This is a genomic window from Parvularcula mediterranea (assembly GCF_013085255.1).
GTDB lineage: Bacteria > Pseudomonadota > Alphaproteobacteria > Caulobacterales > Parvularculaceae > Parvularcula > Parvularcula mediterranea.
Window position 1 is genome coordinate 1,289,179 of sequence record NZ_JABFCX010000002.1, and the last position, 24,893, is coordinate 1,314,071.

A 24,893-nucleotide genomic window follows, 5' to 3' on the forward strand; every position below is an offset into this window, starting at 1 on the left:
ACTCGCCTCACAGGGAAAAGCCGCCCTCTTGAGGGCGGCTTTTTTCTATTCGTCCTTTTTGGGGTCGCCCGAAGGGGTGTCGACCCGGTTCGCCTTGGGCGGGTCCGAGGCTGGGAAGGTGTCCTCGAGGCCTTCTTCAAGGCGCTCTTCCTTCGACTTCGGTTGCTCGTTCTGGTGTTTCTCGGTCATGCCGCCTCCTTCAATTGCTCCACGAATGCAGGAGCCGGGGGGAGGGTTCCCTTTCTCCTCAGCTGCGCCCCAAAGGGTTGAACCCGGGCGCGACCTCGCCGAAGAGGGGAGGGAGAACAAAGAGGGTCCCTTGCCCGAAACCGTCCGTATCCTTGGTATCGATCCAGGGCTCCGCCGCACCGGCTGGGGCCTCATCGCTGCGACCGGCAGCCGCGTGCAGTTCATCGCATCAGGCGCCGTCGAGCCGCCGCAGAAGGCTGCGTTGGCCGAGAGGCTGTGCGCGCTGGCCGATGGGCTCGATCGTCTCCTCACGGAGCATAGGCCCGACGAGGCGGCGGTGGAGGAGACCTTCGTCAACCGCGACCCGCGCTCGGCCCTGAAGCTAGGGCAGGCGAGGGGCGTCTGCCTCCTCGCACCCGCCCGACATAACCTTCCCGTCGCTGAGTATGCCGCGAACCAGATCAAGAAATCCGTCGTCGGAGCAGGCCACGCGGCGAAGGAACAGGTGGGCGCGATGGTCAGCCACCTCCTCCCCGGCAGCCGTGCGGAAACCGCCGACGCCGCCGACGCGCTGGCGATCGCGCTCTGCCATGCCTTTCACCGCAAGGCGCAGAACCTGAAGGTGCGAGCATGATCGGACATCTTTCGGGACGTGTGCTGAGCGTTGGCGCAGACACCGCCATCATCGATGTGGGCGGTGTCGGCTATGAGGTGAGCTGCGCTCCGCGGACGTTACAGAAGTTCGTGGTCGGAGAAACGGTATCGGTCGCCGTTGAGACCCTGGTCGCCGAAACGTTCATTAAGCTCGTCGCCTTCGAGGCCGAGGATGAGCGCCGCTGCTTTCGTATGCTGCAATCGGTGCAGGGCGTCGGTTCCAAGGCTGCTCTGGCGATCCTCCAGGTCCTGAAACCCGGCGCGCTCCTCGATGCGATCTCGCTTGGCGACAAGGCCGCCGTCGCGCGGGCGCAGGGCGTTGGTCCAAAACTCGCAACACGGATCGTCACCGAGCTCAAGGATAAGACCAACGGCATTTTCGCAGGCCGCGCGCCTATATCTGCGCCTGAAGCGTCAGAGCCTGCGCCGTCTGGCGCAGGGTTTGAGGCCGTCTCAGCGCTCGTCAATCTCGGCTATGACGAAGCCGCCGCGCGGGCTGCGGTGACCGAGGCCCGGGGCGATGGCGATGCGCCTGTCGAGGCGCTAATCCCTGCGGCCCTTAAACTGCTGGCGCCGAAATGACCGAAGACCGGATCACCGAAGGCGAACGTCAGGTGACGGACGATGACGCCGCCCTGCGCCCAAAGCGCCTCTCCGATTTTGTCGGTCAACGGAGCGTCAAGGACAATCTCTCCGTCTTCGTCGAGGCCGCGAAGAAGCGCGGAGAGGCGATGGACCACGTCCTCTTCTTCGGCCCGCCCGGCCTAGGCAAGACGACCCTCGCTCAGATCGTCGCGAACGAATTAGGCGTCGGCTTCCGCGCCACATCAGGTCCCGTTATCGCCAAGGCTGGTGACCTAGCGGCCTTGCTGACGAGCCTTGAGCCCCACGACGTCCTCTTCATCGATGAGATCCACCGCCTGACCCCTGCGGTGGAGGAGATCCTCTACCCGGCGATGGAGGATTATCACCTCGATCTCATCATCGGTGAGGGACCGGCAGCGCGGTCGGTGAAGATCGACCTGCCGCGCTTCACGCTGGTGGGCGCCACGACGCGGTCGGGCCTCCTGACCAAGCCGCTTCTTGACCGGTTCGGCATTCCGCTCCGGCTTGATTTCTACGAGCCGAAAGACCTTGCACGGATCGTCACGCGAGGCGCTGAAAAGCTCGGTACGCCGATCACCGAAGACGGCGCGGCGGAGATTGCGAAACGCAGCCGCGGTACGCCCCGTGTCACAGGCCGCCTCCTGCGCCGGGTCCGCGATGTGGCCAGTGTCGAGGGCGAGGGCCGTATCGACCGCGAGATGGCGGCGAAGGCGCTGGCGCGGCTCGATGTCGACAGCATTGGCCTCGACGGCCTCGACAGGCGCTATCTCTCGACGATCATGGAGAATTTCGGCGGCGGACCCGTCGGGGTCGAGACGATCGCCGCGAGCCTTTCTGAAGGCCGCGACGCCATCGAAGACGTCATCGAGCCCTTCCTTTTGCAACAAGGCCTCATCCAGCGCACGCCGCGTGGCCGCATGGTCACCGAGCGCGCCTACCAGCATCTCGGCCTCACCCCGCCGCGCCGGAACCCGGAGCTTTTCTGATGCACCCGCTACGCACGACCCGCCAGGACTATCGCATCTATTTCGAAGACACAGACGTCACCGGTATCGTCTACCACGCGAACTACATCAAATACTTCGAGCGCGGACGAACGGAAGCCCTGCGGGCCAGCTTCTCCGACTTAGGAGCGCTGATGGAGACCGATGACCCCTGCACCTTCGCGGTGGCCAGCCTCGACATCGCTTATAAAGTGCCCGCGAAGCTCGACGATATCATCAGTGTCGAGACAACCCTCGAAAGCGCTAAGGGCGCGAAGATGGTGTTCGATCAAAAGATCTTCCGTGGCGAGACACTTCTCGCCGAAGGCAAGGTGGTCGTCGCTGTCATTACCCTCGATGGTCGCCCCCGGCGTATGCCTGAGGCGATGAAGGTCCGGATGGCTGAGCTGACAGCTTAGCCGCGCTTCCGAAAGGCGACCACACCAAGGCCTGTCAGGAATAGGAGCGGCGCTGCGGGCAGCGGGATCTCATTCGATACGCGGTCGAACTGGAAGTCACCGAACGCGCGGAAATCATTCCCCCCAAAGACCAATGTCGCAATTGGTCCAACGCCTGCGAAATCGAACAGGCGTGTGCGCGAGCTCGTTTCCATGGCGTCATCCCAGCTCCGTGCCGCCAGGAGCTGGTTGCCCGTGTCGAACGCCTGAACGGAAAAGGGCGACCGGGTGCTGGTTTGCTCAGCCTGGAAACTGATGTTGAAGACCGGCGCATCGAAGTACATGGCGCCCGATGCTCCGCAGGGAGCGAATTGCCCTTGGAAGCAGAACATCCGCTGGAAGGTGAAATTCGAGTCCAGGAACAGGATCGCGTTCGGCAGGAACCCTGGCGCATTGCTGAAGAAGCTATCGAGCCGGGCAGGACCGATGTCGAAGCCGGCCGGCCCATCACTTTGCTGTGAGTTTGCCGGAAAAGGCGTCAGGTCAATCATCGCTGCGTGTGCGGACGAAAGCCCAAGTAGTGCAGCCGCTGCGGCGGCTAGAAATCTGATCGGCATGGATATTCCCCTCATCAAAACCGTCCGCCCCCTCATCGGCGAACGGCCCGGTTTTAGCTGAGGGAAGGTGGCGGGCGAAGGCTGGGGTGCAGCCCTCGCATGGGGGGTCAGGCCTTGATCAGCTCCATGAGCTGTTGCTGCAGGCCAGCGTCGGTTTTGAACTCTCCGAGCAGTGTGCGCGTCACACAATCGACGCCTTGCTTGTTGATACCGCGGGTCGAGATGCACTGGTGCTCGCCATACATGATGACGGCCACGCCGCGGGGCTTGAGGACCTTGTTGATCGTCTGGGCGATTTGCTCCGTAAGCGTCTCTTGGCTCTGAAGGCGCTTGGCGTAGGCGTCGACCACGCGGGCGAGCTTAGAGATACCCACCACGCGGTCACCGGGAAGGTAGGCGACATGGGCCGTGCCGATCATCGGCGCGACGTGGTGCTCGCAATGGCTCTCGAAGCGGATGCCCTTCATCATGACGATGTCGTTATAACCGCCGACATCATCAAAGGTCCGCCCAAGGAGGGCCTCAGGGTCTTCTTTATACCCTTTGAACCAGTCGTCATAGGCGCCGATGAAGCGCTTGGGCGTATCGACCAGGCCCTCGCGGTCAGGGTCGTCGCCGATATATGCCAGCAGCGTACGGACGGCAGCCATGGCCTCGTCTTTGGATGGTCGGCCCATGACGTCAGCCCTTCTTGATCGCGATGAGGGTGTTGGCGGTCTCGACAGCGACCGTGGCCGCCTCTGCGCCCTTGTTGCCGAGCTTGATACCGGCCCTGTCCATGGCCTGTTCGACCGTTTCAGTCGTCAGGATACCGAAGACCGTGGGGACGCCTGTGTCGAGGCCGACCTTGGCAATGCCTTTGGCGGCTTCGCCAGCGACATAGTCGAAATGCGCCGTCGCCCCGCGGATCACGCAGCCGAGGCAGACGATGGCGTCATAGTGCCCGGTTTCTGCGGCGGCCTTTGCCGTAATCGGGACCTCGAAGGCGCCCGGCACGGTGACATGGGTGATGGCTTCATCCGCGACCCCGTGCTTCTTGAGGGTTGCGAGGGCACCTTCGGTCAGTCTGCTGACAATAAAGTCGTTCCATTGGGTGTCGATGACGCAGACGCGGAGCTTCGATCCGTCGGCGCTTCCTTCAATGCGGTTCATGATGGCCTCACGCAGCTTTTGCGCGGAGGGCAGCAATGTGCTGCTTCAGCGCTTCGGTGGTGGTGATGGGGATGTCGTGCTTGGCGGCGAAGGCCTCGAGCTCTGGCCGACGGGCCATGGTGCCGTCGTCGTTCATCACCTCACAGATGACCGCGCCGGGGCGCAGGCCCGCGAGCTTGGCGAGGTCGACCGAGGCTTCGGTCTGGCCGCCTCGTGCGAGGACGCCTTCAGGGTGCGCGCGCAGGGGGAACATGTGCCCGGGTGCGACAAGCTCGGTCGGTTCGCTTTCCGGGTCAATCAGCACAGAGACGGTCCGTGCACGATCAGGAGCGGAGATGCCTGTGGACACCCCTTCGCGTGCTTCCACGGACACCGTAAACGGCGTGCCGAAGCCTGACTTGTTCTCTTCCGCAGGGACCATGGGCTTGAGCTTCAGCCTGTCCACGATTTCCGGCGCGAGGGCGCAGCAGACGAGGCCCCGTCCGTGCACGGCGCAGAAATTGATCGCTTCGGCGGTCGCGAATTCAGCTGCGATACAGAGATCGCCTTCGTTTTCGCGGCCCTCATCGTCGGCGATGATGACAAAGCGTCCTTCGCGGAAGGCTTCGATGGCGTCCTCGACAGGTACGAAACCGCTCATGACATCCGCTCCCTGATGATTTTCTCTGCAAACTTGGCCATGATATCGACCTCCAGATTGACCGGGTCGCCCGGGTTTTTCGTGGGCAGCGTGATGAGAGGCTGGGTATGCCTGATCAACATCACGCTGAAGGAATCCTCCGTGACTTCGGTCACGGTAAGGCTGGTGCCGTCGATAGCCACATAGGCCTTCTCGACGATGTAGATGAGAAGCTCCGCAGGCGCCTCAATCGTGACCCACAGGGCATCGCCATCAGGGCGCATCTCACGGATCGTACCCATGCCGTCGACATGGCCCTGCACATAGTGGCCGCCGAGACGGGTGGTGGGCAGGCAGGCGCGCTCAAGATTGACGCCGTGGCCCTCTTCAAGGGCCCCGAGGCTTGTCCGGCGCAGGGTCTCCGGCGCGAGGCCGAAGGTCATGACGTCGCCGTCCTGCTCGGAAATGGTGAGGCAGACGCCTGCGACGGCAATGGAGTCGCCAAGCTCAGCATCCGAAGCCGAGAGCGGGCCGCGCACCTTGAGGTCAACGCCGTTACCGGTGTCGATCAGGGCTTCGACCTTGCCGATCTCTTCGATCAGTCCTGTGAACATCAGTGGGCGCTCCTTTTCTTGAGGCCGCGGAGAAGGGTATCCTGGCCGAGCTTCTCGATCTCGGTCTTCTCGAGGCGTAGGGCATTGGCGAGGCTCGTGCGGCCCTTGCTGGCGATAGCCGGACGGCCTGCACCGAGGATCATCGGCGCGGTGAAGGCCCAGACTTCGTCGATGACGTCGGCATCGAACGCAGCTCCGAGAAGGGTGCCGCCGCTCTCGATCATCACATCGTTCTGGCCGCGCTCCTTCAGGAGGCGGAGCAGTTCCTTGATGTCAGGGCGGCCCTCGCCGAGGAGGAGGACGACTTCTGCGCCTGCGTCTTCGAGCGCCGAGGCGCGGGAAGAGTCTGCATCTTCGTGGCCGACGATCAGCGTCACTCCGGGCGTTGTCAGGAGCTTCGCATCGATCGGGGTGCGCAGCTCGCTGTCGAGGACGACCTTCAGAGACGGCGCAGGCTCACGGCCCTCCGGGCGCGGGTCGAGGGAGGGATTATCAGCCAGGACCGTCCCCACACCGACGATAATAGCGCCCGTCCGCTGGCGCAGGTCATGGCCGCGCTGACGCGCTTCGGGCCCGGTGATCCACTTCGATTCGCCGGACGTCGTGGCCGTGAAGCCGTCGAGGCTCATGGCGAGCTTAGCCGTCACCCAAGGCCGCCAGCATTTCAGCGTATGCACCCACGGCCGCACGAGCTCTGCACAAGCCGTCCGCACACGGCCTTCTGCGAGCCTTGTCGGGATACCGGCCTCGCGCAGTCTCTCCGCGCCGCCAACGGCCAGCGGGTTCACATCGCGCAGGCCATAGACGACCCCTGCCACACCGGCGGCGATCAGCGCTTCGGAGCAGGGCGGCGTGCGGCCATGATGGTTGCAGGGCTCGAGCGTCACGTAAGCGACCGCGCCGCGGGCAGCGTCGCCAGCCAGGCGGAGCGCCATCGCTTCGGCGTGCTCCTGCCCCGGGCCCTTGTGCCAGCCCTCGGCCACCACGGCGCCATCTTTCACCAGGACGCAACCGACCATGGGGTTCGGATGGGTGAACCCTTCGGCATTCCTGGCGAGCGCGATGGCCCGTTCGATGTGCTGGGCGTCTTGCAACGCGCCGCCTCCAGTTCTCGAGCGTGAAGGGGCGCAAAAGCCGGATGAGAGCCATCATGCGCCGAGAACGCGCAGTTTCCCGCGTGAAGGCGCACCCATGGCGTCAGCAGGGTACGCGAGAACGCGCGCCCATCCGGCCAAGCTTTCTACCATCCGGACTATGACCGTCGGCACCGGAATCACACCGGTTCCTGCTTCCGCGAAGGGCCTAAGGGCCCCTGATCGCTTCGGCTCGCGGGCTTAGGGAGCGAACTCCCAACACCGCCGGTGGGGACTTCCACCCCGCCCCGAAAGCTCATGTTGAGCCCGCTAGGTAGGAGCCACGGAAAGAAAGAGCAAGCGAAGCGCGCGGTTTCGCAACTGCCGGGGGAGATAGGCCGCACCGGGCTCCCTCAAGACGGGAGAACTCGGAGGTTTTGCCCGGGGCGAGTTTGCGTTAGGACTCTCATGGTCTTTGGGGAGGTCCTTCGATGGTCCGCGCAGCTCTTCTGGTGATGCAACTCACCGCCGCTCTTGTTCTTGCCGTCTCGCCCGTGCGGGCGGCGACGCCTGACAGCTTTGCAGACCTCGTCGAGCGGGTCCTTCCTTCGGTGGTGAACGTCTCGATGCTGCCCCCTGGCGCTGACCTCTCGGCAGAGCCGCGGGCACTTGGTTCGGGCTTTGTGGTCGATTCCTCCGGCCTGATCGTCACGAACAACCACGTCATTGAAAACGCGACGAACATCGTCGTGATCTTCGGTGAAGAGAAGCCCTATCGCGCTAAGATCCGCGGCCGTGACGTCGAGACTGACGTTGCGGTTCTCGAGATCATCAACCCCGACCGCCGCTTCAAGGCGCTGCAGTTCGGCGACAGCGAAGGCGCCCGCGTCGGTGACTGGGTCATCGCGATCGGCAACCCGTTCGGCATCGGCAGCTCGGTCTCGGCAGGCATCGTCTCCGGTCAGAGCCGGGACATTGGCGCTGGCCTCTACGACAAATTCATCCAGACCGACGCCGCCATCAACCGCGGCAATTCGGGCGGCCCGCTCTTCGATCGCCGTGGCCGGGTCATCGGCATCAACACCGTGATCTTCAGCCAGACCGGCGGCAGCGTCGGCGTTGGCTTCGCTGTTCCGGCAGAGCTCGCTTCGCCGATCGTGAGCCAGCTGATCGAGAACGGCTCCACCACCCGGGGCTATCTCGGCGCTTTCCTCGATGACGTGGACGGCCCGACCCGTCAGCGTCTCGGGCTTGAGCGGAACCAGGGTGCGCTTGTCACCGGCATCGCCGTGGCAGGGGGCCCGGCGGACACCGCAGGCCTCCAGCAGGGTGACGTCATCATCCGCTTTGGCGGTGTGGCCATTCAGGACCGTCGCCAGCTGACCCGCCTGATCGCCGACGCGCCGATCGGTGAGGCCATCCCGGTGATCATCAACCGCGGCGGCCAGACCTTCCGCGTGACCGTCGTCCTCGAAGTGCGCGAGCAGCGCCTGGCGGGCATCGCTGACCCCGGCGACAATGTCGAAACCGCTGGCATGAGCCTGCAGACCGTCTCGAACGAGCTGGCCGAACGCTACAATCTGCCGAAGGGCACGGAAGGCGTCATGGTCACCGGTGTCTCCCACCACCTCTCGAACAGCCGCCTGCAACCGGGCGACGTGATCCTCGAGCTGGGTTGGGAGCAAACCAACGACGCAGAGGAGCTGAGCCAGAAGCTGATCAGCCTGCGCGAGCTGCGCTCGGGTCCGGTCAAAGTGCTGGTCCGCCGCGGCGACAAGCTCTTCTATGAGACGCTGATGCCGTAACGCCTACGGGCTCTATCTCCCGGTCATGGTGTGTGACTGGGCCACTCTTTCCCCGATGCGAGGCGGTGCGTGAACCGCTTCGCCGAGCTTCTCGACAGGCTGATCTTCACCCCTTCGCGGAACGGGAAGATCCGGCTTCTGACGAGCTACTTCTCCTCCGTTCCTGACCCCGAGCGCGGCTGGGCCGTGGCGGCGATCACGCGCGACCTTGAAATCCGTTCGGTGAAGATGGCGGCCATTCGCCAGATCATCGCGTCCCGTACGGATGAAGTGCTCTTCGACCTCAGCCGCGACTATGTGGGCGACACTGCCGAAGCAGCAGCGCTCATCTGGCCGGCGAAGCACGGCGCTAACCGTCAGCCCACGTTGTCCGAGGTCATCGAGACCCTCAACGCTGCGAGCAGGGCTGAGGCCCCCGCGATCGTGGAAGGCTGGTTCGATGCCCTCGACGCGAGCGGAAGGTGGGCCTTGATCAAGCTGATCTCCGGTGGGCTGAGGATCGGTGTCGCCTCACGGTTGGTGAAGGTTGCCCTGTCCGAATTTGGCCAAGTCGAGCCGCAGGAGATCGAGGAGCTTTGGCACGGCCTCACTCCTCCGTATGAGGAGCTCTTCGCTTGGCTGGAAGGCAGGGGCGAGAAGCCCGTCAACGCCATGAAGGCGCCCTTCCGCCCGGTGATGCTCAGCCATCCGGTCGAGGAGGCGGACAAGCCGAAGATCGACCTCGCCTCCATGGCGAAGGAATGGAAGTGGGACGGCATCCGCGTGCAGCTCGTCCGCGAAGGTGATGAGGCGCGCCTCTACTCCCGCACCGGCGACGATATCTCCGGCGCTTTCCCCGATGTAATCGAGGGGTTTCCAGTGGATGCGGCGCTCGACGGGGAGCTTCTGGTCTATGATCCAGAGGTCACCGATCGCTTCGCGGTCCGGCCCTTCAATGATCTCCAGCAGCGCCTCAACCGCAAGACGGTCACGGCCAAGATGCTGATGAGCCATCCCGCCTTCGTCCGCGCCTACGATATTCTGTGGGCGGAGGGAGAAGACCTTAGGACCCTCGGCCTCGATGACAGGCGGGCGCAGCTCGAGACCGTGATCGGTGACGGCCTGCCGCGCGTTGACCTCAGCGAGCGGATCGAGGCTGATGACTGGGAAGCGCTTCAGGAGATGCGCTCGAGCCCGCCCATTGACGCTATCGAAGGCGTCATGCTGAAGGCGAAGGGCGCACCCTACGTACCCGGACGACCCAAGGGGCCGTGGTGGAAGTGGAAGAAAGAGCCCTACCTCGTGGATGCAGTCCTGATGTACGCCCAGCGCGGGCACGGCAAGCGGTCGAGCTTCTATTCCGACTACACCTTCGGTTGCTGGCGCGACGGCGAGCTGGTCCCTGTCGGCAAGGCCTATCATGGGTTCACGGATCAAGAGCTCAAGAAGATCGATAAGTTCGTGCGCGACAACACGATCGAACGCTTCGGCCCTGTCCGCTCGGTGAAGGCGACACGCGAGCATGGTCTCGTCTTCGAGGTGGCCTTTGAGGGCCTCAACAGGTCGCCTCGCCACAAGTCCGGCCTCGCCATGCGCTTCCCAAGGATCAACCGGCTGCGCTGGGACAAACCCGCGGCCGAGGCCGATGAGGTCGCAACGCTCGAAGCCATGCTCCCCGCTTAGACAAAAAAAGAGCGGCCCTGAGGCCGCTCTTTGTCTTCTCGATGGATCCCGGATCAAGTCCGGGATGACGGGTTGAGAGATCGCTTCTCCGATATCGTCATTCTGGACTTGATCCAGAACCCATCTCAAAAAGAAAGTGTGCGGAGCACACCCCTGGTCAGCCCAGATAACCCTTCTGGTCGAGATATTCGACGATCATCTCGGCAGCCTTCTCGGCAGCCACTTCGGACGTATCGACGGTGATCTCAGGATTGGTCGGCTCCTCATAGGGGCTGTCGATGCCTGTGAAGTTCTTGATCTCGCCCTTGCGCGCCTTGGCGTAGAGGCCTTTGACGTCGCGCTGTTCTGCGACTTCGAGCGGGGTCGAGATGAAGACTTCGATGAACTCGCCATCATCCATCCGCTCACGGACGGACTGGCGCTCGGTTTCAAAAGGCGAGATGAAGGAGACGAGCGTGATGACGCCTGCGTCGACCATCAGCTTGCCCGCTTCGCCCACGCGGCGGATGTTCTCCACACGGTCGGCATCGGTGAAGCCGAGGTCACGGTTGAGCCCGTGGCGGACATTGTCGCCGTCCATGACGTAGGTGAGGCGGCCAAGGTCGTGGAGGCGCTTCTCGACGAGATTCGCCACCGTCGACTTGCCCGAGCCTGAAAGCCCCGTGAACCAGAGCATGCAGCTCTTCTGTCCAAGGATCTTCTGCCGGGACTCCTTGTTCACCTCGAGAGCCTGCCAGTGGACGTTCTTCGAGCGGCGGAGGGCATAGTCGATCATGCCGACGCCAACCGTCGAATTGGTCAGGCGGTCGATGAGGATGAAGGATCCCATCGAACGGTTCTCGGTATAAGGATCAAAGACCAGACGCTGGGTCAGCGAAAGGTTGCACTCACCGATCTCATTGAGTTTCAGCGTCTTGCCGGAAAGGTGCTCCAGCGTATTGACATCGATGCGGTGCTTGAGATCGGTGATCTGTGCAGGGATCATCTTGTTGTTGGACTTGAGGATGTACTGCCTGCCGGGCAGCATCTCTTCGTCGTCCATCCAGATGATCTTGGCCTGCAGCTGGCCTGCCTGTTCAGCGGGAGCGGTGGCGGCTGCGATCACGTCACCGCGGCTTGCATCGACCTCGTCTTCGAGGGTCAGCGTTACGGCGCGGTTCTTGTCGGCAAAGGCAAGGTCGCCGTCGCGGGCGACGATGGCTTTCACCTTGGTGCGCTTGCCCGACGGCAGGATCACGACCTCGTCGCCCGGCTCAACACGGCCAGAGACGACAGTGCCTGCGAAGCCGCGGAAGTCGAGGTTCGGACGGTTCACCCATTGGACCGGCATGCGGAACGGGCGTTCGTCCTTACGCGTCACATCGACGGTCTCGAGCCACGGCAGGAGCGCCGCGCCGTCATACCAGGGCGTGTTCGACGACTTGGTCAGGATGTTGTCGCCCTTGAGCGCCGAGAGCGGCATGCAGGTGATCGACTCGAAGTCGAGCTGCTTGGCGAACTCGCGATAGTCTTCTTCGATCGCCCGGAACTTGGCTTCGCTGAAGTCGACAATGTCCATCTTGTTGATGGCGACGACCACGTGGCGGATACCAAGGAGCGAGCAGATGAAGCTGTGACGGCGGGTCTGGGGCAAAACGCCCTGACGCGCGTCGATCAGGATGATCGCAACGTCAGCCGTCGAAGCACCCGTCGCCATGTTGCGCGTATATTGCTCATGGCCCGGAGTATCCGCGACGATGAACTTGCGCTTGTCCGTCGAGAAGAAGCGGTAGGCGACGTCGATCGTGATGCCCTGCTCACGCTCTGCGGCGAGGCCGTCGACGAGGAGCGCGAAGTCGATCTCGCCCCCTTGGGTGCCAAACTTCTTACTATCCGAACCCAGCGTTTCGAGCTGGTCGTCGAAGATCGACTGCGCGTCGTGAAGAAGGCGGCCGATGAGGGTTGACTTGCCATCGTCCACCGACCCGCAGGTCAGGAAGCGAAGCATGTCTTTCTGTTCGTGGCTGGCGAGATACTCGTGGATGTCGTCGCCGTCTTTGAAGACGTTGCTCATTAGAAGTATCCCTCTTGTTTCTTCTTCTCCATCGACGCGGACTGGTCATGGTCGATGACCCGGCCCTGGCGCTCGGAGCTGCGGGAGAGAAGCATTTCCTCGATGATCTTCGGAAGGGTGTCTGCGGAGGATTCAACAGCACCGGTCAGCGGGTAGCAGCCGAGAGTCCGGAAGCGGACCATCTTCTCCATCGGCTTCTCGCCAGGGTGGAGCGGCATACGGTCATCGTCGACCATGATCAGTGTACCGTCACGCTCAACGACCGGGCGGACGCCTGCGAAGTAGAGCGGCACCATATCGATGTTCTCGCGGGCGATGTACTGCCACACATCAAGCTCGGTCCAGTTCGAGATCGGGAAGACCCGGGTCGATTCACCCGGCGCGGTGCGGGTGTTGTAGATGTTCCAGAGCTCAGGGCGCTGGTTCTTCGGATCCCAGCGGTGGTCAGCCGTCCGGAAGCTGAAGATCCGCTCTTTCGCGCGGGACTTCTCCTCGTCACGGCGTGCGCCGCCAAAGGCTGCGTCGAACTTGTAGTGCGACAGCGCCTGCTTGAGGGCCTGGGTCTTCATGATGTCCGTGTGGACAGCCGAACCATGCGTGAACGGATTGACGCCTTGCTTGATACCGTCCTCATTCTTCCAGACGCGCAGCTCGACACCGAGGCGCTCGGGTAGCGCATCGCGGAACTCGATCATCTGGCGGAACTTGTAGGTCGTGTCGACGTGCAGGAGCGGGAAGGGAGGCTTGGAAGGATAGAAGGCCTTCAGCGCCAGGTGCAGCATGACCGCACTGTCCTTGCCGATCGAGTAGAGCATGACCGGGTTCTCAACCTCGGCCACGACCTCGCGCATGATGTGGATGGCCTCGGCCTCGAGCCTGTCGAGGTGGGTCATCGTTTCCGGCGAGAGGAGCCCCTCGGCGCGCGGCGTTCCGGCAACTTCGAGAGCGTCGAGCCGCTCGGTTGCCTGCTGTAGGGTTTTTTCGGTCATTCCGCCCCCATTTTTGATGCGGGCAAGCCCCTTTCCGTCGTTCAGGAGCTTGCGGGAGATGGTGGTGAGAGAAAGGCCCGAGGTCTCGCTCAGCCTTTCGGCGCGTTTGAGAAGGGTCTCGGCAGTGGTCATTGTGGGCCTCCAGAGCCCTTATTCAGGTCAGATCGTGGGAAAATCAAGAGCAGGAAGCATGCCAATCGTGGGAAAGCGTCCCATTCCCTTGAATTCCCTCGCTCCGGGCTACTTCAATTCCCTGTGGAAAGGATGAATCATGCGCTTCGAAGCCGCCTCCTTAGATACGTCGTCCCGAATTTTGACGCCTCTGACGGTGCTGATCGCGCTGTTCCTGCTGGTCTTTCCCACGTTTGTGGGAGGCTCAGGGGATCTGCCTGAGCGGGTGACGCAAGCTTTGGGCCTCGTGATCCTTCTCATCTCCCTTGCCGCGTGGGGCGCGATCCCCAAGGCGTTCGAGGTGGGAGAGGAAGGGCTTCTGCTCGAGACACCGCTTGGCGGCTCGCGCCTGGCGTGGGACGGGATCGTCTCGGCGCGCACGATCGAGCGGCGGGAGCTGCCGCTGATCCGGGTGATGGGCAGCGGCGGGGTGTTCGGCCATTGGGGCCTCTTCCGAGCGGCAGGGCAGATCGTCATGGTCCGCGCCACCCGGCGGCACCCGGCCGTGCTGATCGAGCGCCAATCCGGCCGTCCGCTGCTGGTCTCGCCAAAGGACGCTGAAGGCCTCGCCGCCGCGATCACTGCGAAGGCAGGCCGCGCCTCTTCAGTGGAAGTCCCGGCTTGAGAAGAGCCGCTTCGCCTGCTCCCTCGGGTGGGCCACCGTGGGACGGGGCGGCAGGGGCTTGGCCTGGGTCCTTGGCGGCTGCTTGACGTTATTCGGTCCCGGGCGCTTGGCCTCGTCGGCGCTCTCCCACGTGGGATCGATGCTCGCGCCATAGGCATCGGCATCGCCGAGGGTCTCGAGAAGATGGGAGCAGTCCTCGATCCTGTTCGCGATGACGTGGGTTACGATCCCCTCGCGCTGGACCTCGCCATGGATCTTGAGGAGGCGTCCGGTCATCACCTCGCGCCGGTGCTTCTCAAACGTCTTGGGCCAGACGATCACGTTGAGGCTGCCGGTTTCGTCTTCCAAGGTCAGGAAGATGACGCCGCTCGCCGTGCCGGGCCTCTGCCGTGTGGTGACAAGGCCAGCGACCATAGCCCGGGTGCGGTTCGGCGTATCGCGCTGGAGCTTCGCGCGCAAGCGCCGTTGCCCGCCAAGGGGCGCGGCGAGAAGCGCTGCGGGGTGCTCACGCAGGGTGAGGCGTGTGCTGACATAATCCTCGAAGACCTCTTCGCTCTTCGTCGGCGCGGGCAGGGGTGCCTTCTCCATCCGCTCCTCAGCTTCAAGGCGGGCAAGGAGCGGCGGGGCTTCGCCCTTGATGGCCTGCGCCTGCCAGAGGGCCTGGCGCCGGTCGAGGCCGAAGGGCGCAAACGCATCGGCCTCGGCCAGCCGGGTGAGGGCCGCAGGCGCAACGCCCGTCCGTGTCCAGAGCTCTTTGATGGAGGTGAACCCCGCTCCCCGCGCCGCCGTGATGGCGTAGGCGTCGGCCTCCTTGAAACCCTTGAGCTGACGAAAGCCCAGACGCAGCGCGAGCCGTCCGTGCCCGTCAGGTTCCAGCGCATGGTCCCAAGTGCTCTTCTGGATATCGAGGGGCAGGACGATGACCCCGTGCCGCTTGGCATCGGCGACGATCTGCGCAGGCGCGTAAAAGCCCATGGGCTGGCTGTTGAGAAGGGCGCAGGCAAAGATCTCAGGATGGTGCCGCTTCAGCCACGCCGAAGCATAGACGAGGAGCGCGAAGCTCGCCGAATGGCTCTCGGGAAATCCGTAGCCTGAGAAGCCTTCCAGCATCTCGAAACACTTGACCGCATAGTCATGGTCATAGCCCCGCTCCACCGCGCCAGAGATAAACCGCTCACGGAACTTCGACACATCGCCAGCCCCTCGGAAAGTGCCGACCGAGCGGCGCAGCTGGTCAGCCTCGGACGGTGTGAAGCCAGCGGCCACAACGGCGATCTGCATCACCTGCTCCTGAAAGAGCGGGACACCGAGGGTACGTTTGAGGACAGCCTCGAGTTCCTTGGAAGGGTAGGACACCTGCTCCTCGCCCCGGCGGCGCTTGAGGTAGGGGTGGACCATGTCTCCCTGAATAGGACCTGGGCGGACGATCGCCACCTCAACGATGAGGTCATGGAACTCCCGTGGCCGCATCCTCGGCAGGAAGTTCATCTGTGCACGGCTCTCCACCTGAAAAAGGCCGATCGTGTCCCCTTCGCAGAGCATGTCATAGACCTTAGGGTCCTCAGGCGGCAGGGTCGCGAGCTCGTAATGCTCGTCCTTCCAGTCGGCGAGGAGCTGGAAGCTCTTGGCGATACAGGTCAGCATACCGAGCGCGAGGACATCGACCTTCAGTATGCCGAGGGCATCGATATCGTCCTTGTCCCACTCGATGACCGTGCGGTCTTCCATGGCCGCGTTCTCGATTGGGCAGAGCTCATCAAGGCGACCCTTTGTGATGACGAAACCGCCCACATGCTGGGAAAGGTGCCGGGGGAATCCTACAAGCTCGGTGACGAGGAAGCCCAAGAGCTTGATCCGCTTGTCTGTCCGGTCGAGACCTGCAGCGTCGATCCTTTCGTCAGCAATGCCCGTTTCCGACCAGCCCCAGATCTGGGAGCTGAGGGCATTGATCGCATCGGCAGAGAGCCCGAGCGCCTTGCCCACCTCCCGAATGGCCGCACGCAGACGAAAATGGATCACCGTCGCGCAGAGCCCAGCTCTGTGACGGCCATACTTCTTGTAGATGTGCTGGATCACCTCTTCGCGCCGCTCATGCTCGAAGTCGACGTCGATGTCCGGCGGCTCGTTTCGCGCCTCGGAGACGAAGCGCTCGAAGACCATCGTGATCAGCTCCGGGCTGACCGAGGTGACACCGAGGGCATAACAGACCACCGAGTTCGCCGCCGAGCCGCGCCCCTGGCAGAGAATGTCCTGGGACCGCGCATAGCGCACCACGTCCTGCACCGTCAGGAAGTAGCGGGCGTAATCCATCTGGCGGATGAGGCCGAGCTCCTTCTCGACCATGGCCTGCACCTTGAGGGGCACGCCGTCGGGGTAGCGCGTCTTGAGGCCCTCTTCCGTCAGGGTACGGAGGCGTTCATTGGGATCCTGCCCCTCGCTCACCTCCTCTGGATATTCATAGCGCAATTCATCCAAGGAGAAGGTGCAGGCGCTTACGATCTCGCTCGTCCGGGTAAGGGCTTCGGGGTAATCTGTATACAGACGCCGCATTTCGAAGGGGGTCTTGAGGCGCCGTTCGGCATTGGGCAGGGCCTTGAGGCCGAGTTTGTCGATGCTCGTCTTCTCGCGAATGCAGGAGAGGATGTCGGCCAGCGCCCGCCGCTTGGCCCTATGCATCAGGACATTGCCCGTCGCGACGAGGGAGAGGCCCAACTCCTCCGCCAGCTGACGGATATGGTCGAACCGCCTGACATCCTCGCCGTCATAGAGAGGCGCCAGCCCCAAGAAGATATCCTCTCCGAAGCGCTTCTTCCACCGGATAAGCGCTTCGAGATCCAGGCGTGAATTGCTGTCGGCGATCAGGACCGAACCTTTGCCGAAGCCATGCTTCTCCAAGTCGCCTGGGAAGATCTCGCACTGCCCCTTCACCGTCCTCCTCTTGCCAAGGGTCAGGAGGCGGCAAAGCCGTCCGTAGGCGGGGCGATCCTTGGGGTAGGCGATGACCTCCATGCCGCAGGAGAAGGCGAGGCGCACGCCGGGGAGGAAGCGGATGCCCACTTCCTTGGCCGCCACATGGGCGCGCACGAGACCTGCAAACGTGTTCCTGTCCGCGATGCCGATCGCTTCGAGGCCGCGTTCCTTCGCCCATATCGCGTATTCCTCAGGGTGCGATGCGCCCGTCAGGAAGGTGAAGTTGGAGGTGATGGAGAGCTCTGCATACATAGGCGATCAAGGCATCTCTCCGTAGACAGACCAGTGCCTCTCCGACCCCGGCGCAGGATCAGCGCCCAGCCACAGGCGCTCACCGCTCTCGGTCTCGATCCGCCAATAGTCCCGGGCTTCGAGGCGTGCAGGGTCATCCTGCCACCATTCAGGCAGCACCCGCCGCGGCCCCTCGGAACGCTTGAGGCCATATGTCTTCCCCCGCCAGCGGAAGCGCTCAGGCGGCCGCCCCGGGCCGAGCGGCTCCACAGGCTGGCCACGGAAAAGCCGCAAGGGTCCCGGCGCTTCAGGCTTCGGCCATGCGGGCGGCTTCGGCCCTGAGACCGCAGGCACGCGGGCTTCGTTGAAGCCCGGCATATGGCTCTCGGCAGGCAGGGGCCTCGTGATCCGGTCAAAGCCGAGACGGTTGCCCAGCATACCGATCAAATCCTCGATGCTCCCTTTGCTCGTCATTTCTCCGATAGCGGATTGTTTGACTTCCAGCGGTGCATGGGCCCTGACGATCAGGCGCATCACGTCGATGCCGAAGCCTGCGTCGAGCCTGTCGAGGATCGGCGTCCATTGCCGCATCATCGCCGCGACATCGACCGAAGGCCGCGCCATGCCGATGGAGGTGATTTCGGAGGAATTGTCCGCTCTCTGAATGATGAGTTCGAGCGCCGTGACGCCGTGGCCATCCTCTTCGAGCTTTTCCGCGACAGCGGTGACGAGGCGTTTGAGGCCCTCCATCACATCATCCGTCAGGCCGATAGGCTCGGGAAAGCTGAGGCGCGCGGAGTAGCGCTTCTTCACCGCCGTCGGCGCAACGGGGGTGGCGCTCCGCCCGAAGGCTTCTTCCAACCGGCGGCTCAGCCCTGCGCCGAACCGCTTGGTGAGCTCGGACGCAGGAAGCCGCGCGACATCGCCGAGGGTCTTGAGCCCCAGCCTTCTCAGCGCCTGCGCGTCGGCCCCGAGGGCTGCGACGGGCAGTGAACGGATCATCTGGAGAGCCTTGCCCGGCGGGCTGATCTCCACCGTCTTGCCGCCGAACCGGGCGAGGGCACGCGCTGCGCCCTTGGTATCGGCCAGCGCGGCGCGGGTCTCGAAGCCGAGATCCTCCGCTTCGGCCCTCAGCTTCTCCACCATCGCCTCCTCGCCGCCGAAGAGATGGGCGCAGCCGGAGATGTCGAGGACCAGCGCATCCGGCGCCTCCACCGCGATGAAGGGCGCATAGCGGTGGGCCCAGCGGTGAAGGGCTGCGAGCAGCCGCTCCTCCCGCGCCTCGTCCCGCACACGGCTCAGGAGCCCCGGCACCGCCGCCCTCGCATCGGCGAGGGGCATCCCTGCGAAAAGGCCAGCCGCCTCCGCCGCGCGGTTCAGGACCTGGAGCCTCAGCGCATTCTTCGCCTCGGCCACCACGGCAAAGGGCTCAGCCGGATCAAGGCCGTCACGGCGCGCCGCCTGGTCCGCCGCCAGACGCAGGAACCACAGATAAAGAGCGCGTTTTCCAACGCCACGAGACATCCCAGGACCCATTTGTTCCTTCTTTGTTCTTATTAAGAGCCCACTGCCAGCGAGTCGAGTCGAGATCCGGTGAGGGGCGCGGATGACACACCCAGCGGGTCGTCGACGCCGTCGGCCGCTCATGCTCAGGACACAGGATGAGCCCCAGGCTGCCCCCTGCCTCCGCCGCCAGCTGCAGGCGCCTGCTCTCGGTCAGGCTCGGCGGCCTTGGCAGTTCGAGAAGGACGCTCGCCACGCTCCCTGACCTGAGGCTCGTCTCCGCCGCCCACAGGACATCGCGCGCATCATGGACATGCACGAAGAAAAGCTGCCGCGGATCGAGAAACGCTGCCAGCCCGTGGGTGTGCGGCTCCCCCGTCCCAAACCGCAGGACCCAGACCGCACGCTCCCCCGCCGCCGCGACGGTGAGCGCGAGAAAGCTCAGGGCCCCCGGCCCGGTCACCTCGTGAAGGCGGCCAAAGCTGAGGCCCGGCAGGCCGCGCGCGAGCTGCGCCTTGCCGCGGGGATGCGAACTCAAGGACTCCATGGCCAAGGATTCCACGGCGACCTTCGAGAGTCAAAAGATGTTCCTAAATTGTTCTACACAAGACCCGTGGGCGAACGGCGCGGATGGGGCTAGCCTCACTCCCGTGAAGGAGGCTCCATGACATTCCTCGAAAGACGCGCGGCGCGCCGCGACTGGCTGATGCTGTTCTTCGAGCTCATTCTTCTGGTGCTCGGTGTCTATGCCGGTATCGCCCTTGGCAACTGGAACGAGAACCGCCGCGAAGATCGGCGTGCTGAGCAATTTGTCGAGAGGCTTCAGGGCGAATTTCTCGGCCTGTCTGCGCAGGCATCGGTGATTGCCGACGGCAACGACCGCAAGCTCTTAAGGACGGCGGAGTTGATCGAGGTTTTCGAAGGCCGTCGGGAGATGACTCAAGAGTACGCGATTGAGGTGTTCACGGACATTTATGCCACAAGCTTCCCGGTTTTCCCCTCGGGCATCTACGAAGAGATGACTGCGACGGGCAATCTCAGCCTCCTCGAAGATGGCGATCTGCTGACCGCGCTGGTCGGCTATGACCAGGTGTCCAACGCGGTAATGTCTGTCTTCTCGACCCTCTCGGACCAGGCCAACGAGCCCTCCAACGTCATCGCCCAATACATCGAGTTCGACATGACCATCACCGATGATGTCCCTGCACGGACAATCAGCCGGGTGAGGCTTGATGAGATGATCGGCAATGACGAGGTCATCGGCGCAATGAACCAGGTCTACAATTACTTCTTCTCCCTCCAGTCCGGCAGCAGGGCGCAGGCCGACCTCGCGGCCTCCGTGCTGGCGGCCATCGACGGCGAGGACGTAGGTGGAGACGAGCCTGAAGGCGAATTATCCGATGACGGATGACCTGACCTCCGCCGTTTCCCCGGCCGAAGCCGAAGCCTTCCTGCGCGCAAGCTTCGAAGGCGGCAAGCCGCCGAGAGTTCTGGAGATGGAGCGCGACCGCGTGGTTCTCCGGCTCGATTGCGGACCGGGGCAGCTCAGGCCTGGAGGGTTCGTCTCGGGGCCAACCCAGATGGCGCTCGCAGACACGGCAGCCTATCTCGCGGTCTTCACGAGGCGGGGCATCGAGCCGATGGCCCTGACGTCGAACCTGTCGATCAACTTCCTCAGGCCCTGTCCCTCAAGCTGGCTCGAGGCAGAAGCCCGTGTGCTGAAGTTCGGCCGGTCGACCGTCGTGACGGAGGTCACGATGCGCGGCGAGGCGTCCGACAAGGCTGTTAGCCATGCGGTCGTGACCTACGCAATGCCCGTAGGCTGATTACTCGTCGTCGCTAGGCGGCGTCGGGCCGGGCTTGATACGAAAGCCGAGCGGCCGCTGTTCAGGCAGCACGATCTCCGCGTTCTCTTCAGGCTCGTCGAGCTTCTTGAAGGTCAGCGCGGGCTCTGCGGGGACATAGTCCGTAATGCCGCGGGCAGGGCGAATGCGGAACAGGCTCTCGACCTTGCCGTAGCGGCGCTGGACGATCGTCCTGTTCACGCCGTCCTGCTTGACGACATTGTACTCATTACCCTGATAGCACCACTGCTCCGTGGGCGGACCTTCGGGGATATAGAACTCGATATCGTTTTTGGACCAGAGGCAGAAACCATCCTCGCAGGTCCATTCGAGCTCGATAAAGGCCGTCTCCTTGCCCTCGTCACCCTTCCAGAACAGCGCCCTATCACCGTCGAGGAACCCGAGCCGCAGCTCGGTCTCGATCGGGGCGTCGAGAAGTGCCTGATAGTCCTCAGCCTTCAAAGGCGCATCGTTGGGGCAGACCGCGTAGCCAAAGGCCTGCGCGGCGATGAGCAGTGGGCCGATCATCAGCGTTCGGTCAGCTTGAATTCGATGCGGCGGTTCTGGGCGAGGCTCGCAGCATCGCGGCCCTGGACCAGCGGTTGGTACTCACCAAAGCCTGCGGCCACGAGGCGGTTGCCCGGTACGCCGCGGCCCTGAAGGTGCCGGACGACCGAGATCGCGCGCTCTGCGGAGAGGTGCCAGTTCGAATCGTAGAGAAGGCGGCATGCCGGGCCGAGCGCTTCTTGGTCGGCGTGGCCATCGACGCGGATGACCCAAGCGATCTCGCTCGGGATCTGCCCACGAATTTCGAGGAGCACATCGGCCAGCTTGTCGAGCTCCAGCTTGCCCTGCGGCGAGATGGTCGAGGAGCAGGAGCCGAAGAGGACGTCACTCTCGAAGACGAAGCGGTCGCCCACCACGCGGACGTCGTCGCGGTCGCCGAGGGCTTTCCTCAGCTCCTCGAAGAAGCGGGAGCGGACTTCGGCCAGCTCCGACACCTTGCGGGCGAGGGCCGCGTTGAGACGTTGGCTGAGGTTTTCGATCTGCGCCTGCTGTTCGAGGTCCTTGGCTTCGGCGGCCTCGAGCGCTTCCTGCAGGCTGGCGAGCTGTTTCCTGAGCGCGGCCAGCTGGGCGTTGAGGGTGGCGATTTCAGACTTCTGCTCTTCCGAGAGAGCCTTCTCCGCCTGGAGTTCCTCCGCAGACGCCGCAATGGCCGAGCCGGCGACGGCGAGTTCTTCGACAAGGGCGGCGATGCGCTCTTCGCCAGCCTTGATCTCGTCTTCGAGGGTCACGATCCGCGCAGCGAGGCGCTGGTTCTCGGCCTCTTTCAGCCCAAGATCCTCGGCGAGCTTGGCGATCTGTGCCCGGAGCGAGTTCAGCTCCGTATCCTTCTGGGTGAGGGCTTCACCCAGGTAGAATTGCGCCACCACGAAGAGCGACAGCACAACCATGAGGACGAGGATGAGGCTCGACAGGCCGTCGACGAAGCCTGGCCAAATGGCGGCCTCACCGCCGCGGGAACGGCGACGCGCCATGGCTTAGCGGCCCTTCGGAGCTTTGCCCTCGAGGAGGGTGCGGCCGAGCTGGCGGATTTCCTGCTGCACGGCGCCGGCACCTTCGTGCTGGGCGTTGGCGAGCTGGGTGATGGCCTGTTCGAGGCGGACGAGCGTGTCTTCGAGCTCCGCCGCGGAGTAGTCGCGGGACGCCTTGCCGCCATCCTTGCGCGACGAGGTGGTCGTGTCGGTGATGCCCGACAGCCAGTCTTCGAGGTCCGAATAGAAGCGGTTCTGCGCCTGGCCTGCCTGGATATCGAGGAGGCCGAGGACCAGCGATCCGCCGAGGCCGAAGAGCGACGAGCTGAACGCCGTGCCCATGCCCGACAGAGGCTCATTGAGGTTGGTGATCAGGCTTCCCACCGCATCCGACGAGCTGCCGCCCGTGGTGCCTGCGAGGCTGCCGATAACGTCGGAGACGCCATTCACGGTCTGGAGGAGGCCCCAGAAGGTGCCAAGCAGGCCGAGGAACACGAGGAGGTTCGTAGCGTAGCGGCCGATCTCGCGGCCTTCGTCGATCCTGAGGCCGACCGAGTCGAGGATCGCGCGGGTCGAAGCCTGGGACAGGCGACCGCCGCGCTCATCCGCATCGAGCAGCATCCGCGACACAGCCGTGATGAGCATCGGCGCGCGGGGCAGGCGGGTGCGGGATGGGTCGACGGAGTTACGGAAGCTGTTGATCCAGCTCACCGCCGGGCTGACCATCATGGCCTGCCGCAGATTGTACATGATCCCGACGAAGAGAACGAAAAGGATCAGCCCGTTGAGATACGGGTTCGCCATAAAGGCTTGAACCAGAAGCTCATTTGGCTGCGGGCTGTAGGGTGAGAGATACCAGCCTATCGCCCCGACAAGACCGAGGACGATGAGCATATTGAGGACTGCTCCGCTGGAGCCCGTGAAACGGACCGAGCGATCAAGCGAACGCGCCATGTGGTTCTACCCCTAACCGAAGGGTCCATCTTACCGCAAAGGCGTGAAGAGAAAAGTGTTAACCCGCCTTGGGCCTCAAATCGGAAATCCTGATCGCTCCAAGGAGAAGCGATAGGATGCCGTAGAGGACAGCGCCGAGCCCTGCGAGTATGAAGAGCATGATCCAGCTCTGCCCCGCGCATATGTCCTGAAGCTCCGGTCTGTAGACCAGCGCGTAGAGCAGGGCGGCAGAGAGCCCCGCGGTCGAGACCAGCATGGCGAGGAGCCTCGTGAAGAGGTGCCTGAAATGGATGATGCCCCGCCGCCGCAACGTGATGACGAGGAGCGAGACCTCCAGCCATCCGGCAGCGATAGTGCCCACAGGCACGGCGAGGAATTCGATGAACGGGAAGAGCGTGATCGACAGGATCGCATTGGTCGCGATGGCGACAAGGGCAAAGCGCATCGGCGTGCCTGTGTCCTCCCTCGCGAAGAACGCTGCCGAGAAGACCTTCTGAAGGACGAAGGCGGGGACGCCGAAGCCGAAGATGAAGAGCGCCTTGCCCACCATCTCGACGTCCGTGTCGTTGAAGGCCGAACCGCCTGCGCCGATCATCCTTGTCGCCATGCCGGCCATGTCCTGGAACAGCGCTTCGGCGATGAAGGTGCCGAGGATCGTGAGGCCCGCCGCTGCGGGAAGGGCGAAGAAGAGCGCGGTCAGGAAGCCCTGCTCCAGCGTATGCGCTGCCCGCTGCTCGTCACCGGACTTCAGCGCCCGGCCGATCGCAGGCATCAGGACGACACCGAGGGCGATGCCGATCATGCCGAGGGGCAGCTGGTAAAGCTGGTCGGCATAGGCGAGCCACGAGACTGCGCCGTTCTGCTGGCTGGCGATGTTGGTGCCGACGATGGCGTTCACCTGCAGCGCGGAGGCGGCGATGAAACCGGGCGTACCGAGCGCCAACATCCTGCGCGCCGACTTGGTGAAGCGCGGCAGCCTGAGCCTCAGGAGGAGCCTTGAACGCAAGGCTCCCCAAAGAAGCGCCAGAAGCTGGGCCACGCCCGAAGCCATCACGCCGATCGACAGCCAGAGGCCCGTCACCTCGATATCCGCGCGCGCAGTCGCGAGGAGCGCGGCGATCATCCCGACATTGAGGAGAAGGGGCGCCGCTGCTGCCACGGCGAACCTGCCAAGGGCATTGAGCATGCCGCCATAAATCCCCACCACCGACATGCAGGCGAGGTAGGGGAACATGATCCGCGCATAGAGCACCGCGAGGTCAAACCGCTCGGGATCGTCCCTGAACCCTGAGGTCAGGATGGAGATTGCGAACGGCGTGAAGATCATCACCGCCGCCGAGAGCGCCGTGAGGATCACCACCATCCAGGCAAGGATGTCCTCGGCGAACCGGCGCGCCTCTTCGATGCCGCCTTCAGCTTCCTTGCCCTGGAAGAGCGGGACAAACGCTGCCTGGAACGCGCCTTCGGCCAGGAGGCGGCGGAACATGTTGGGGAGCCTGAACGCCGCCATGAAAGCGTCAGCCACCGGATTCCCCGAGGCGCCGATGACGCCCGCGAGGATCAGCTGCCTGACAAAGCCGAAGAGGCGGCTCAGCAGCGTAAGGCCCGACACGGTGGCCAGAGATTTCAAAAGCTTCGGCAAGAAG

At 63.7% G+C, this 24,893-nt stretch carries 25 protein-coding genes and 1 riboswitch; of the genes, 9 read left to right on the forward strand and 16 right to left on the reverse strand.

Features of this window, described 5'->3' with window-relative positions:
• Positions 1 to 45 precede the first annotated feature (45 nt).
• On the reverse strand, positions 46 to 189 hold the full coding sequence (locus tag HK107_RS06875) for a hypothetical protein (RefSeq protein ID WP_173197953.1): 144 nt from the start codon (positions 187 to 189) through the stop codon (positions 46 to 48).
• Between the two features lie 130 nt (positions 190 to 319).
• Between HK107_RS06875 and ruvC the strand changes: the two genes are divergently transcribed.
• From ruvC to HK107_RS06895, 4 genes are read left to right on the forward strand one after another with little or no spacing between them, the layout of a single operon-like run.
• Positions 320 to 823 (forward strand): crossover junction endodeoxyribonuclease RuvC, encoded by a 504-nt coding sequence (ruvC, locus tag HK107_RS06880; RefSeq protein WP_198912321.1) that lies wholly within the window; start codon positions 320 to 322, stop codon positions 821 to 823.
• Positions 820 to 1,425: a Holliday junction branch migration protein RuvA gene (ruvA, locus tag HK107_RS06885; protein ID WP_173197957.1), complete on the forward strand. Its 606-nt coding sequence runs from the start codon at positions 820 to 822 to the stop codon at positions 1,423 to 1,425. Before ruvC ends, ruvA begins: the two co-directional genes overlap by 4 nt.
• Complete coding sequence (ruvB, locus tag HK107_RS06890) at positions 1,422 to 2,435, forward strand: Holliday junction branch migration DNA helicase RuvB (protein ID WP_173197959.1); 1,014 nt, start codon at positions 1,422 to 1,424, stop codon at positions 2,433 to 2,435. The genes ruvA and ruvB overlap by 4 nt, the downstream gene beginning before the upstream one ends.
• The gene (locus HK107_RS06895) at positions 2,435 to 2,851 is read left to right on the forward strand and encodes a YbgC/FadM family acyl-CoA thioesterase (protein ID WP_173197961.1); all 417 of its coding nucleotides are present in this window, start codon (positions 2,435 to 2,437) and stop codon (positions 2,849 to 2,851) included. Before ruvB ends, HK107_RS06895 begins: the two co-directional genes overlap by 1 nt.
• Here the strand turns inward: HK107_RS06895 and HK107_RS06900 are convergent.
• The 6 genes from HK107_RS06900 to ribD all read right to left on the reverse strand — a co-directional run bounded on the left by HK107_RS06900 (position 2,848) and on the right by ribD (position 6,926).
• Positions 2,848 to 3,447 (reverse strand): hypothetical protein, encoded by a 600-nt coding sequence (locus tag HK107_RS06900; RefSeq protein ID WP_173197963.1) that lies wholly within the window; start codon positions 3,445 to 3,447, stop codon positions 2,848 to 2,850. The two genes, HK107_RS06895 and HK107_RS06900, sit on opposite strands and share 4 nt — an antisense overlap.
• A 107-nt stretch (positions 3,448 to 3,554) precedes the next feature.
• Complete coding sequence (gene folE / locus HK107_RS06905; protein WP_173197965.1) at positions 3,555 to 4,124, reverse strand: GTP cyclohydrolase I FolE; 570 nt, start codon at positions 4,122 to 4,124, stop codon at positions 3,555 to 3,557.
• A 4-nt stretch (positions 4,125 to 4,128) separates the two neighbouring features.
• The gene (gene ribH, locus HK107_RS06910) at positions 4,129 to 4,599 is read right to left on the reverse strand and encodes a 6,7-dimethyl-8-ribityllumazine synthase (RefSeq protein ID WP_173197967.1); all 471 of its coding nucleotides are present in this window, start codon (positions 4,597 to 4,599) and stop codon (positions 4,129 to 4,131) included.
• 7 nt (positions 4,600 to 4,606) lie between these two features.
• Positions 4,607 to 5,239 (reverse strand): 3,4-dihydroxy-2-butanone-4-phosphate synthase, encoded by a 633-nt coding sequence (gene ribB, locus HK107_RS06915; protein ID WP_173197969.1) that lies wholly within the window; start codon positions 5,237 to 5,239, stop codon positions 4,607 to 4,609.
• A complete protein-coding gene (locus tag HK107_RS06920) occupies positions 5,236 to 5,832 on the reverse strand; it encodes a riboflavin synthase (protein WP_173197971.1) in 597 nt (198 codons plus the stop codon). Before HK107_RS06920 ends, ribB begins: the two co-directional genes overlap by 4 nt.
• Positions 5,832 to 6,926, reverse strand: coding sequence for a bifunctional diaminohydroxyphosphoribosylaminopyrimidine deaminase/5-amino-6-(5-phosphoribosylamino)uracil reductase RibD (gene ribD, locus HK107_RS06925; protein ID WP_173197973.1), 1,095 nt, complete (start codon positions 6,924 to 6,926; stop codon positions 5,832 to 5,834). Before ribD ends, HK107_RS06920 begins: the two co-directional genes overlap by 1 nt.
• A gap of 137 nt (positions 6,927 to 7,063) precedes the next feature.
• Positions 7,064 to 7,225, reverse strand: a riboswitch (FMN riboswitch).
• A gap of 171 nt (positions 7,226 to 7,396) precedes the next feature.
• On the opposite strand from ribD, the gene HK107_RS06930 reads away from it, so the two are divergent.
• Together HK107_RS06930 and HK107_RS06935 are read left to right on the forward strand one after the other, a co-directional pair.
• Positions 7,397 to 8,710 (forward strand): trypsin-like peptidase domain-containing protein, encoded by a 1,314-nt coding sequence (locus HK107_RS06930; RefSeq protein WP_173197975.1) that lies wholly within the window; start codon positions 7,397 to 7,399, stop codon positions 8,708 to 8,710.
• Between the two features lie 69 nt (positions 8,711 to 8,779).
• Positions 8,780 to 10,372, forward strand: coding sequence for a cisplatin damage response ATP-dependent DNA ligase (locus HK107_RS06935; protein WP_173197977.1), 1,593 nt, complete (start codon positions 8,780 to 8,782; stop codon positions 10,370 to 10,372).
• Positions 10,373 to 10,529: 157 nt separating this feature from the next.
• On the opposite strand, the gene cysN is transcribed toward HK107_RS06935, so the two are convergent.
• Together cysN and cysD are read right to left on the reverse strand one after the other, a co-directional pair.
• A complete protein-coding gene (gene cysN / locus HK107_RS06940) occupies positions 10,530 to 12,425 on the reverse strand; it encodes a sulfate adenylyltransferase subunit CysN (RefSeq protein WP_173197979.1) in 1,896 nt (631 codons plus the stop codon).
• A complete protein-coding gene (cysD, locus tag HK107_RS06945) occupies positions 12,425 to 13,318 on the reverse strand; it encodes a sulfate adenylyltransferase subunit CysD (protein WP_173198825.1) in 894 nt (297 codons plus the stop codon). Before cysD ends, cysN begins: the two co-directional genes overlap by 1 nt.
• Before the next feature lie 367 nt (positions 13,319 to 13,685).
• Between cysD and HK107_RS06950 the strand changes: the two genes are divergently transcribed.
• Positions 13,686 to 14,210, forward strand: a complete 525-nt coding sequence (locus HK107_RS06950) for a PH domain-containing protein (protein WP_173197981.1) — start codon at positions 13,686 to 13,688, stop codon at positions 14,208 to 14,210.
• On the opposite strand, the gene HK107_RS06955 is transcribed toward HK107_RS06950, so the two are convergent.
• The 3 genes from HK107_RS06955 to HK107_RS06965 are packed head-to-tail and all read right to left on the reverse strand — an operon-like array spanning position 14,190 to position 19,452.
• Complete coding sequence (locus tag HK107_RS06955) at positions 14,190 to 17,432, reverse strand: error-prone DNA polymerase (RefSeq protein WP_173197983.1); 3,243 nt, start codon at positions 17,430 to 17,432, stop codon at positions 14,190 to 14,192. The two genes, HK107_RS06950 and HK107_RS06955, sit on opposite strands and share 21 nt — an antisense overlap.
• A gap of 6 nt (positions 17,433 to 17,438) precedes the next feature.
• Positions 17,439 to 18,935 carry a DUF6504 family protein gene (locus HK107_RS06960; RefSeq protein WP_173197985.1) on the reverse strand — a complete coding sequence of 499 codons (1,497 nt, stop codon included), beginning with the start codon at positions 18,933 to 18,935 and terminating at the stop codon, positions 17,439 to 17,441.
• Positions 18,859 to 19,452: an ImuA family protein gene (locus tag HK107_RS06965; RefSeq protein WP_173197987.1), complete on the reverse strand. Its 594-nt coding sequence runs from the start codon at positions 19,450 to 19,452 to the stop codon at positions 18,859 to 18,861. The genes HK107_RS06960 and HK107_RS06965 overlap by 77 nt, the downstream gene beginning before the upstream one ends.
• Before the next feature lie 126 nt (positions 19,453 to 19,578).
• Here HK107_RS06965 and HK107_RS06970 point away from each other — a divergent pair, with 126 nt between their 5' ends.
• Entirely contained in the window at positions 19,579 to 20,325 is a 747-nt protein-coding gene (locus HK107_RS06970; RefSeq protein WP_173197989.1) for a hypothetical protein, read from the forward strand.
• A complete protein-coding gene (locus HK107_RS06975) occupies positions 20,315 to 20,740 on the forward strand; it encodes a PaaI family thioesterase (RefSeq protein WP_198912322.1) in 426 nt (141 codons plus the stop codon). Before HK107_RS06970 ends, HK107_RS06975 begins: the two co-directional genes overlap by 11 nt.
• Here the strand turns inward: HK107_RS06975 and HK107_RS06980 are convergent, their stop codons facing one another.
• The 4 genes from HK107_RS06980 to murJ are packed head-to-tail and all read right to left on the reverse strand — an operon-like array spanning position 20,741 to position 24,877.
• Positions 20,741 to 21,286, reverse strand: coding sequence for a hypothetical protein (locus HK107_RS06980; RefSeq protein ID WP_173197991.1), 546 nt, complete (start codon positions 21,284 to 21,286; stop codon positions 20,741 to 20,743).
• Positions 21,286 to 22,296, reverse strand: coding sequence for a peptidoglycan -binding protein (locus HK107_RS06985; RefSeq protein WP_173197993.1), 1,011 nt, complete (start codon positions 22,294 to 22,296; stop codon positions 21,286 to 21,288). The genes HK107_RS06980 and HK107_RS06985 overlap by 1 nt, the downstream gene beginning before the upstream one ends.
• Positions 22,297 to 22,299: 3 nt before the next feature.
• On the reverse strand, positions 22,300 to 23,247 hold the full coding sequence (locus HK107_RS06990) for a flagellar motor protein MotA (RefSeq protein WP_173197995.1): 948 nt from the start codon (positions 23,245 to 23,247) through the stop codon (positions 22,300 to 22,302).
• 58 nt (positions 23,248 to 23,305) lie between these two features.
• Positions 23,306 to 24,877 (reverse strand): murein biosynthesis integral membrane protein MurJ, encoded by a 1,572-nt coding sequence (murJ, locus tag HK107_RS06995; RefSeq protein WP_173197997.1) that lies wholly within the window; start codon positions 24,875 to 24,877, stop codon positions 23,306 to 23,308.
• Positions 24,878 to 24,893: the final 16 nt, after the last annotated feature.